This window comes from Hymenobacter crusticola (genome assembly GCF_002154225.1).
GTDB lineage: Bacteria > Bacteroidota > Bacteroidia > Cytophagales > Hymenobacteraceae > Hymenobacter > Hymenobacter crusticola.
This window is the reverse complement of sequence record NZ_MTSE01000056.1, coordinates 1-9310: the sequence shown is the minus strand read 5'-3', so window position 1 is coordinate 9310 and position 9310 is coordinate 1. Positions and strand designations below refer to the sequence as shown.

The following is a 9310-nucleotide window of genomic DNA, read 5'->3' as shown; positions in this document are numbered from 1 at the left end:
AGGCATCGGTGACCCCGTAGCTTCGTACCAGATCCAGCAGGATGGGTAGTTCCGCGTCCGTGAGGGGGTCGACGGGGTAGCCACTGATGGCCGCCACGCACACGGCGAAAGCCAAAGCGTGGGGAGGAGTTTCCCCAATGTGTTCTTGTTCACTGAGGGCTTGCTCCCAGTAGTTTTGGTAGCGCAGGAACTGGCCCACGGGGAAATCTTCTATCGTGCGGTAGAGGGAGAGGGTCTGATGCGGGAAGCAGAGAGTACGCATGGGAGTGGGTTAATCGAGAAGGGCGAAGATTTCTTGAAAGCTGCCCTGGGTTTGGGCTAGTGTAAGCACGCGCTGCATGTCCTCAGGGTAAGTGACGCGCAAGGCGTGTAGGGCGTCGCGGTTGCGCTGCTGGCCCGCGTCGTAGGCCTCGCCGTGCTGGCGGCGCCACGCTAAGACCCGCGCCGGCTGGTAGAGGCCGTTCTCGTCGTCGGGGTTGAGCAAGGCGAGTTGCTGGTCGCGCACTTGGTCAAGGGTCGCCTGCACCTTCTCGGGTAAGTGGTCGAGGTAGGTTTGTAGACCGGGGCTGAACGCCAGGCTCGAATACAGACCCAAGGTCAGAGTCGAGATGAGCTCGCCGTAGAGCTTCTCGTCAGGATAGTGAATCTCGGGATCGGCCTGGCGGTAGCAGATGTTTTCTAGCTCCTCCAGCGCGGCGCGGTGCTCGCGCACTTCCGAGAGCAGGACGGTGAGCTCACCGATGGCGAGCAGGTGGTGCTGGCGGGTAGCGTCCGGGACGGGCTCGGAGGCTAGCGGGGGCAGTTGGTGGAGTAGCTCGGAGCGTTCCTGCACCAAGATCTCATCGACCACGCGCAGGCGTTCGTACTTGGTTTTCATCGAGAAGGGTTAGTAAAAAAGTGAGTAGAGAAGGGGAGGGTTAGTGCAGCCTGTATCTTGAGGCCATGAACAAGCTATTCTTTATTGCGAGCTGCCTGCTAGTGCTGAGCAGTTCGCCAACGTGGGCGCAGCAGGCACCCGAAGTGGTTACTGTGCGGATTAAGGAGACTGCTAATTATGTTGACCTCACCACTGCTACCGATGGAAAAGCAGCGGATTGGCGACGCATCAAGTTCACGGCGAAGGAAGACGATGATGAGCGCACGGCGGAGGAAGTGGAGAAGGTAGTGAACACGTACTACCAGCAAGGCTTCACGATCCAAGCCGTTGTGCCGGGGTATATTGATGCTAGTACCAAAACCACAACCCTCATCTTTGTGAAGCCGGCCAAGTCGTAGCGTTAGCGGCCTCGTACCAGCCGGGCTGCTTCATGGGCGTGCCGTTATCTAGTGTTGCCTGCTAGAGCAGGTCCAGGATTCGTTGTAGGTCCCCGCGCTGCTCGGCTAGGCGTTGAATCTGCTCCATCTCCGAGGCATAGGTATCAGCAAACAGGCTGAGCTCCAAGGCTTCCAGTTGGGCTTGATCCCCGCGGCGCAGCAACTCCGGCTGGGTCATGGGCCGGGTGCTGCCGTCGTCGTTCACGTGCAGTAAGACCCCGTCCTTGGCCTGCAGGTCACGTTCGGCACACTCCGCCGCCACCGAAGGAAGTAGTTCAATGAAGCGCTTCAGGGGCGGGCTCAGCGTCAGGCAGCTGATGTTACCACCTCCATGCAGGTACCCCAGAATATCGGTGTGAGCATCGTAGGGCAGATCGGGCGTTTCCGGGTCTTCCGTGAACTCGTAGCCGTCGTCCTCATACCCTTCGGGGATGGTGCCGTTCAGCCCGTGATGACAGGCGGCTTCGATGGCGCGTAGACTGTTGCAATGATCCTGAATCTCGGCTTGCATGACGGTAGCTTGCCCCACGCTCTTGGTGTACTCTTCGAAGGTTTCGGGGGTGAACTGGTACTGGTCCAGCCGCAGTAGGCGAAAGACGAAGTACTGCTGGCGGATGGCCAGGCGGATGTGGATGGTTTCGAAGCGATCAATTTTCGACATGATGGGAGAGGATAAGAAGGGAAGAAAGGGTGGTATCTTGGCGGGATGAAGTATGTTCCCCGCTGGCTGTTGCGCGTGCCCCCGTTGTGGCGGGCGTTGCTCGTGTGCGCGGTGCTGAGCGGGCTGCTGGCCGTGCAGTTTTGGCTACTCGTGAGCTAGAGAAAGCGCACGTCGCGGATCGTTTCCAATTGGGTCAGGAGCTGCTGGTAATCTTCCGCCGTGGTGGCCTGTTCGAACGCTTTGGCGGCCGTCTGGGCGCGCACCAGGACTTGCTGGAAGAAGTGCACCATGGATTGGTTCTTCAGATCCTCATTAAGTTCGTCTTCGATCTCATCAGCCAGCGTTTGGGCGACCATCTCTCCCGTTTCGTTCTCGTGGTAGACGGGTAGTTCCGCGCCGGTGAACTGACGTAGCAGCTTGAAAGGATTGAGCTGGGTGGCTTGGCGCACGTGCTCGGAGAAGTAAGCAAAGTCTTCGGGCGTGCTGGTGCCGATCTTCTCCCCGCGGGTATCACTACCGGGGAAGTACTGCTGCAAGTCGTTATGCAGGGTGTAATGCTGTAGGCTCTCGGGGTCGTCCTTGTAGGCTACCTTCCACTTTTGTCCCTCTTCATCGATTCCGTCTTCCTCCCAATCGGTCTCGTCCTCGCTGCCAAACTCGTCGATCGTTTCGATTCGTTTTTCGATAGCGTAGCGCTGCAGGTCACCCGAATATTGCGCGAAGAATTTTTGCAGGTCCTTAATCGCCCAGCCGATGTTCTTGTGCAGGTCGGTGAGCGAGTTGTTTAAGACCTGCAGGTGGTAGAAGCGGGGTAGGGTGTAGTTGAATAATTGCTGGGCTTCTTCGTCGGGGGTATTGCTGCCGGCTAGTTGCAGCAGGCGGTTGAACTCGCCCATGCTGTCACGGGGTAGGACGACTTGTTCGAGTAAACCGAGCTCACGCTGGAAGGCGTTGAGCAGGGTAGCTAGGTTGTCGTTGGACTCGATTTTGGTGAGGATTTGGTAGCGCATATTGTGGGGGTTGAGGAAGTTGGAAAGGGGTCACCGGTTTGGGGATACCTTGGAGAAGTAGTCCATTTGAGTGGACGACTTAGCGGTAGTGGAAGGGGGTACCAAGTCGGTACAGCCTTGCGCTGCGGCTAGAAGGGGTCTTCGTCCTTGGCGGCTTTGCGGGCTTTTTGGTTGTGCTCGCGCACGAACGTGTCGTAGTCGGGATAATCCAGCAGCGGAGCCGAGGACACGGAAAAGGCCTTTTTCAGCCCGTCGAACTGCAAGAGCTCGTTGAGCATCTTGCCCGAGCCGCGTTTGTTGTAGTACTTGATGTGGGCCAGATGGGAAGCGAACTTGATGTTCTCGGGGGTGGAGCTGACCTTGTCGATGATGTTGGCAAAGCAGATCGAGAAGTCACTGTTGTCGAGGATTTTTTCGGACCCACGCACGAAGGGTCGGGCGTCGCGGGTGTAAGCTTGACAAGCCTTGGTGGTGTGGCAGATCAAGAGAATAAAGAGGTTGTAGCGCTTGGCCAGCTCTTTCAGTTCGAGCGTGATCAGGTTGAAGCGTTCCGTCTCGTCCTTGCCTTTGCCGCCCATCGCCGACAATCCATCGATGGCAAGCCCGTCTAGGGAGCCGTAGAGGGCAATCGTGTCTTGGATGTCGCGCTCGTAGTCCTGGGTGGTTTTCCCTCCATTACCCGTGAGGATCAACAGGTCGGCGATGGACTCGGAACCGGTGCGCAGCAGCTCGCGGGTTTCGTCCTTGCTCTGGCGGGCGTAGCCTTGCAGGACTTTGCTGGCGGGCACGCCATCCTCGGGCTCGAAGTACATATCCAGAAAGCGGTTCACGGTTTCAGGTTTGCCCATCTCCATGGAGGAGTAGAGAAAGCGGTTGCCGTAGCCGAGCACGTTCTGGGCGATGACGTTTTGCAGGAAGTAGCTCTTGCGGGTACCCCCCGAGCCGATCAGCACGCAGAGCTTGCCCTTGAGACTCTGCTCCTGGTCTTCGTCGATTTCGGGCACCAGGCAGGTCATGGGGGAAGGTTTCTGGGTGTAGTAGTCCAGCCACTCTTCCTGCCAGTGGCTGAAGGTTTCGACGTGGTCAGCAGTCGATGCCTGGGGGGTGAGCACGCTGGCTTTGGCTTGGCCTCGATTACCTTGCGTGCGCTTGAAGGCCGATTTGACGATGCGCTGCAGGTCTTGGTCCGGCAGGGGCACGGGGCTGGTCTGGTTGATGCAGGCGATGAGTTGCAACACGTGGCTCTCGTAGAGCTGGGAGTGATCGAAGAGGTGACAGGCCTGCTTGAAGAGCGTGTTGTCGCGTTCACCGGGTTGGGGTGGGGCGAAGAAGTCGCGGTCAATTCCACCACCCGAAGTGCCATTTTTCACGCCGGTTTGCTTGCTGAAGGCGGCTACGTCGAAGGTGCGGGCGTACTCCCACAGGGCAATAAGCCCAGCAAGGGGTGTTTGCGCCGTCAGGCGGGCCTCGGGCTTGTAGTCCGGGCGCGGAGCCTTCGCCAGATCTAGAAGCTCGTCTAGGGGCAGGTTTAGCAGTTCCGTGCTGGTGAGACCTACCTTGTAGCGGCCGCTCTTGGCGTTACGGGAGTTGATGACGCGGAAGATGCGGTTGGCGTTGTAGATCGACAGGTCCACGTCGGCGAAGTTCTGCCCGGCTTTCTTGGCTTCCACGACTTTGGTTTGCAACTCGGCCAAGGTCAGCTCGTGGCACTCGGCCAGCAGGCGAGCGGCTAGGACGTTGAGCTGCTTAGGTAACTCAGGAGAGGGGGCGAACCCGCCGAACAGGCTCTGGTGCAGGCCCACGTGGAAGCCCTTGGAGCCGGAAAAGCACAAAAAGAGCTGCTTGGGGGAGAGTTGGAAACGACTGTACAGGCGCTTGAGCAGGTCGCAGGTGGAGGCCAGGGAGCCGGCTAGATCACCATCACGGTCCAGGTCGAAGTAGAGGAACTCGGCGAAGTAGCTACCGGCAAAACCAGTGACGGAAAATTTGCCCGTCTGCGGATCGCGATTGACTTCCAGATGTTCGTGGATCGAGTTGTCCATCCCAAACATCGAGAGGTAGAACTCCTCGTCGGTGGGCTGCAAGGTGATTTGGGCTTTGGGGAGCACGGTGCCGCGATTAGTCAGGGCGCCGCGAATGACTTCGTAGTTCATGGGAGAGCGTTAGGCGGTGACAGCGGCTTCGCGGTTTTTGCGGCTGCGGATCCAGCCTTCGATGGTGCCGCGGGCCGAATCGTACTTTTTTAGCAACGTGGCCGAGTTCTGCATGCCGAGCATGATGTCGGCGACCAGCGCTCCGCCGTGCTTGCGTTTGAGTTTGACGAACTGTTCTGGTAAGAGGGGCTCGTTCATCTGGAAGAGCTTGGGCACGGGGTTTTCCTGTTCCCACTCCACGAAACGCTCCCAGGTAGCCCGGTCTTCCTCACTGAGCTGCGCCACCAGTTCGGGCCATCGCTCCGCCAGCGGAACGAGGGGGTTGGCGGCCGGCGTAACTTTTCCTTTCTTGCCAGGGAGAGGGCTGGGGAGGGGTACAACGCCTATGGGCTCTTGCTCGTCAGGTTGGTCGACCAGAGCAGGCTCCGGTTCCTTCTGCTCCACCACTGGCTGATCGGCCGCTACTTCCTCCTCTGCCAAATCAAAAACTTCCTCTTCGCTCGCGGACGCCGCGGCGAGAGCCGCCTCACAGTGCGTGTTTAGGTTTTCTTTCGTTTGGTTTAGTTTTGTTTTATGTAGTAGCGGGTCTTCAGGGGGTAAAAGGGTGGGCGAAAGGGGTGGCAAAAGGGTAGGGGAAAGGGGGGTGTTTTTCTTACCCCTTTGTTCTTGCGCTACTACTTCGGCCTCCGGATCGACGAGTTGGTAAATCGTCGTGCGGCCTCTGCCGTCGCCATTGCGGAAGTCAATCAGGCCCGCTTGCTTTAAGCGGTTGCGGGCCGTGGTGAACGGGTCCTTGGTCTTGAGTCGCAACTTCACCAGTAGTTCGTCTACCGAAAAGTTGAAGGGATTCTTCCACCCTAATGCGTTGCAGCGTTCCAGTAGTCTGAAATACACGGCGGTCTCATTGGGGGTAAAAGAATATTCCAGATCCTTGGTCCAGAAGTGATTGATCAGGGCGATGTAATTCATGGGGCAACGGGGCTCAGCGGGACCGTACGACAGAGAGCAGGGGTTAAAAGCGCCCCTCGTGCAGGGCCGTGAGTTCTTCTAGCAGCAGCGGCCCGCGGGCGAGGAATTGCAGCGGCTCACCCCCTGCTACCTTGACCTCGGTGAGGCTGATCCACCCGCGCCGCTGCAGCGTGAGCAGGGAACGTCTTACTTGTAGCGGGCTGGACTCCCCAATGGCCTCGGCCAGGGCCTCGTCGTCGCGCAGCACAAAGGGTGCCCAGAGCGGCAGGGTCTGCTGGTGCAAGACCAGCAGTAGGAGCTTCTCGCGGGGTTTCACGCCGCAGAAGGACCCGGTCATGATACACTCGCGCTCGGCAACGATACGGGCCCACTGCGCCGGGCTGTAGTCGTAGGATTCGGTGTTGGAAAGCATAGGCAGAAGCAAAGCGTTGGAGGTCTTAGCGCAGCACTGTGGGCCGGCTCAGGCGCAAGGGTGGTAAGCTGGGCGGACTGGTCGGAGTAGCAGGCTTACTAGCGGGCGCTGTCAGTTTGGTGGGGGCAGGAGCCGTACTAGCAGGAGGTGCTTGCGGGACTGCTAGCAAGGGGGCACTTGACGGCTCCACTTGCGCGGTGGCGGGTACCCACTCCCGGAGGGGTTGGCGATACCCGCCGGCAGGGGACTTTTCCAGTAGGCCGACACTGACGAGTTCTTGCAGGGTACCCTCGGCATCCGGGCAGCCCCAATACCGGGTGAGATTCAGCAAGAGTTGGTCTTCCGGCGCGCAGAACGCGGGCATGATGGCTGCTAACCGTTCGGTATATTCCTGCTGGTCTTCGAAGGGGAGTTCGGCGAATGAGAGCATAGAAAAGAGGAAGCTGATTCAGGAATGGGAGGGGTATAGGCGACCAGCACGGCGCTGAGCTCAGCGTCGGAGAGGTGGAAGCGGCGGCAGAGATTCTGGCGGCCCGTCTCGGAAAAAGTAAAATGGGGAACTGCGTCGAGGCAGGTGCGGAGCGCTTGGTTAGCCTGTAGTAGTGCGTGGCCGTCAACAGGCTCTGAGGCACTCGTGGCCGTAGACATCGCTACTGGCTTTGTAGCGCGTTTAGTACCTCGGACTTCTTTAAGTACACCCGTCCGCCAGCGAGCTTATAGAAGGGCAGTATGTTTCTGCGCTTCAAGTCGTGTATTGTCGCTAGGGAGCAACTGAGCAAGTCTGCTGTCTCTTGTAAGGTCAGTAGCTGTTCAGTCTCAGCTATTGGCTGAATTTGTCCAAGTTCATCTCGAACGATGGCTCTAATCTTCTCCAGGAGCACATCTGATCCTAAGTTCTTTACAACAGTCTGGTCCATTTAGAGGCGGCCGCAGGGATGTTGCTGCGGCCTTGACTCTCCAAAGGTCTCTAGTTGAGTTGAACTCAATTGACCCCTAGGTCACTTAGGTTCGGAAGCGTCCGAAAGTATTCAAAAACAAGTCTAGTCCAGTTTAATGCCAAGCAATTTCGCAGCTTGGTTATAGTATTGAGCATAGTTCTCCCAAGTCTCAAAAGCAGGCTTGCTTAGTATCTTCTTTCTCATTCTCTGGATTGCACTTATACTAACTTTCGCTTCAGGGAATGTTGCCTTAATTAATCGTTCTGCAGTCACTGGCGACATTCGTTTGACTAAACACCCTGCTTCTTTCAGCGCCCAAAATAATGCTGCCCATTCTTCAGATTTCTGGCCGGGGGCAGGTTTGTTAACGGGCTTGTAGTAAAGAGATAGGCCGTCTTTCCCTAAGAGCCAATTGAGCTTATCTGGTTGGTCTTTATAATCGCCAGTCAACCCATCATAGAAATCCCTATAGAAATTATCTTCTTCAGGGTCATTTTCTGTTGCTAAGTCCTGCTGAATTGCTTTTGCTGATTCTACCTCATCATTAGGTAAAGACACTCCTTGTGGAATTATACTTGATATATCTCCTTCTGCTAGTTCCCAACTTGGGTTGGGCATAGCTAGTACACGTTCAGCATGAGCTGGTGTAAACTCTTTAGTTTGAGTAGTTCCTTTTATGCGTAAAGGAATCCTTTTTCGAGTGTCACTTACAATAGCTAGGCGATGATTAATCCAGTCTAGAACTTTCTGTATGCGAACATCCTGCATTATCCCTACAGCTCTATCTTTGATGATTTCAATCAACTCCTGGCATCCTGCTACACTAAGCCGTAGACGATATTCCTGCTCTAGCGCGTGAAGCATTTTCTCAGTAGATAAGCGCAGAATAGCATCATAAAATTGTTTCGGAAAAGTAACCGAATACAACTCATCCACACTCACTAACTTGAATTGATTTACCTCTTGTTCGGCAGCAGCGTGCTCATTCGCATGCTTCTCAAGCCAAAGCTGCGCCTTTTCAAGTCGCAAGCGGTGTTGCTGATTAATATCTTGATTTCCAGCCAAATAATCGACAATTATTTCGGCAGCATAGGTATAATCAACAGCTGTGTTAAGCTGGCGTACCCCGAAGTACTCATGATGTCCCCACCAATCTAACTCTTCTCCTATCGTGGGTAGTGGCAAGCCTTTGATTCGCTCAATAAAGTAAGTAAAAAACTGTTGTGAATAGAGGTATTTAGACGAGTGTTTCTCAACACCTTCCGTCATTTTATCAAGGAATGACCGTCGTTCCTCTTGGGTCATATTAGCTGTGTGGTAGGGCCAATCATTACGCCAGTTTTCCTCAAGCTCTTCCTCGCTCGGCCATTCCTGATAGATATCATAATAAGCCTCACGACTTGCGTTTTTTACAGCGTTGTTGCGCTTCTCTAAAAACTCATATCTTTCTTCCATCTCGGACTGGTTTAAAGCTTTTAAATTAACACTGTTACGGACCTGCACGCGTATGTCTCTGCCCGGTTATAGGTTCAGCCATACCCGAGCAGAAGAACTAGGTTCTTCACGTTGTTTTGGTAGCAGCCATCCCCTATAGCGTAAGAAGCCCCAAAGTGATGGAATCCTTGACGGCCAATCGCTCGTTGCGCGAGGAATAGGATCGCGTGCTTAGCTTTTAGAAGTACTACAGGCCCGCTCAAGCGTTTGAACCACTTGGGTCAACTTTGCGCCATCGGCTTTCCGCTCCCATTGTACTGCTGAATTCGAAACAGGTGGGCAGCGAAAGCCGGCTAGTGGATTGTGCACCAGATAGGCTCGTTCCACGCCCCACCAGAGTACCCGTTGCAGGCGGCGCA

At 55.8% G+C, this 9310-nt stretch carries 12 protein-coding genes; 1 reads left to right on the top strand and 11 read right to left on the bottom strand.

The genetic code is table 11. From position 1 onward, the window contains the following. Both BXP70_RS28165 and BXP70_RS28160 read right to left on the bottom strand, forming a co-directional pair. Positions 1-262: hypothetical protein (locus BXP70_RS28165; protein WP_143436762.1), on the bottom strand; the 262-nt coding region annotated here is incomplete at its 3' end. A 9-nt stretch (positions 263-271) separates the two neighbouring features. Then, positions 272-877, bottom strand: coding sequence for a hypothetical protein (locus tag BXP70_RS28160; RefSeq protein ID WP_086597459.1), 606 nt, complete (start codon positions 875-877; stop codon positions 272-274). 65 nt (positions 878-942) lie between these two features. On the opposite strand from BXP70_RS28160, the gene BXP70_RS28155 reads away from it, so the two are divergent. After that, positions 943-1275 carry a hypothetical protein gene (locus BXP70_RS28155; protein ID WP_086597458.1) on the top strand — a complete coding sequence of 111 codons (333 nt, stop codon included), beginning with the start codon at positions 943-945 and terminating at the stop codon, positions 1273-1275. 61 nt (positions 1276-1336) lie between these two features. On the opposite strand, the gene BXP70_RS28150 is transcribed toward BXP70_RS28155, so the two are convergent. From BXP70_RS28150 to BXP70_RS30440, 9 genes are all read right to left on the bottom strand, one after another. Beyond that, complete coding sequence (locus BXP70_RS28150; protein ID WP_086597457.1) at positions 1337-1975, bottom strand: hypothetical protein; 639 nt, start codon at positions 1973-1975, stop codon at positions 1337-1339. A 155-nt stretch (positions 1976-2130) separates the two neighbouring features. After that, positions 2131-2985: a hypothetical protein gene (locus tag BXP70_RS28145; protein ID WP_086597456.1), complete on the bottom strand. Its 855-nt coding sequence runs from the start codon at positions 2983-2985 to the stop codon at positions 2131-2133. 128 nt (positions 2986-3113) lie between these two features. Then, positions 3114-5138 carry a primase C-terminal domain-containing protein gene (locus BXP70_RS28140; RefSeq protein ID WP_086597455.1) on the bottom strand — a complete coding sequence of 675 codons (2025 nt, stop codon included), beginning with the start codon at positions 5136-5138 and terminating at the stop codon, positions 3114-3116. 9 nt (positions 5139-5147) lie between these two features. Beyond that, the gene (locus BXP70_RS28135) at positions 5148-6107 is read right to left on the bottom strand and encodes a hypothetical protein (protein WP_086597454.1); all 960 of its coding nucleotides are present in this window, start codon (positions 6105-6107) and stop codon (positions 5148-5150) included. A 43-nt stretch (positions 6108-6150) separates the two neighbouring features. After that, the gene (locus BXP70_RS28130) at positions 6151-6531 is read right to left on the bottom strand and encodes a hypothetical protein (protein ID WP_143436761.1); all 381 of its coding nucleotides are present in this window, start codon (positions 6529-6531) and stop codon (positions 6151-6153) included. Between the two features lie 13 nt (positions 6532-6544). Beyond that, entirely contained in the window at positions 6545-6949 is a 405-nt protein-coding gene (locus BXP70_RS28125; protein WP_086597452.1) for a hypothetical protein, read from the bottom strand. 220 nt (positions 6950-7169) lie between these two features. Then, positions 7170-7436, bottom strand: a complete 267-nt coding sequence (locus BXP70_RS31165) for a helix-turn-helix transcriptional regulator (RefSeq protein ID WP_086597451.1) — start codon at positions 7434-7436, stop codon at positions 7170-7172. Positions 7437-7559: 123 nt separating this feature from the next. Continuing rightward, positions 7560-8912 carry a hypothetical protein gene (locus BXP70_RS28115; protein WP_086597450.1) on the bottom strand — a complete coding sequence of 451 codons (1353 nt, stop codon included), beginning with the start codon at positions 8910-8912 and terminating at the stop codon, positions 7560-7562. 210 nt (positions 8913-9122) lie between these two features. Continuing rightward, positions 9123-9310, bottom strand: a 188-nt coding sequence (locus tag BXP70_RS30440; RefSeq protein WP_218779894.1) for a hypothetical protein, incomplete at its 5' end; no start/stop codon positions are given.

What these genes read in the sequence shown, in the direction of transcription:
- BXP70_RS28150 (WP_086597457.1), bottom strand. Translation starts at nt 1,975, where the DNA reads ATGTCGAAAATTGATCGCTTCGAAACCATCCACATCCGCCTGGCCATC.
- BXP70_RS28125 (WP_086597452.1), bottom strand. Translation starts at nt 6,949, where the DNA reads ATGCTCTCATTCGCCGAACTCCCCTTCGAAGACCAGCAGGAATATACC.
- BXP70_RS31165 (WP_086597451.1), bottom strand. Translation starts at nt 7,436, where the DNA reads ATGGACCAGACTGTTGTAAAGAACTTAGGATCAGATGTGCTCCTGGAG.
- BXP70_RS28115 (WP_086597450.1), bottom strand. Translation starts at nt 8,912, where the DNA reads ATGGAAGAAAGATATGAGTTTTTAGAGAAGCGCAACAACGCTGTAAAA.
- BXP70_RS28145 (WP_086597456.1), bottom strand. Translation starts at nt 2,985, where the DNA reads ATGCGCTACCAAATCCTCACCAAAATCGAGTCCAACGACAACCTAGCT.
- BXP70_RS28155 (WP_086597458.1), top strand. Translation starts at nt 943, where the DNA reads ATGAACAAGCTATTCTTTATTGCGAGCTGCCTGCTAGTGCTGAGCAGT.
- BXP70_RS28135 (WP_086597454.1), bottom strand. Translation starts at nt 6,107, where the DNA reads ATGAATTACATCGCCCTGATCAATCACTTCTGGACCAAGGATCTGGAA.
- BXP70_RS28140 (WP_086597455.1), bottom strand. Translation starts at nt 5,138, where the DNA reads ATGAACTACGAAGTCATTCGCGGCGCCCTGACTAATCGCGGCACCGTG.
- BXP70_RS28160 (WP_086597459.1), bottom strand. Translation starts at nt 877, where the DNA reads ATGAAAACCAAGTACGAACGCCTGCGCGTGGTCGATGAGATCTTGGTG.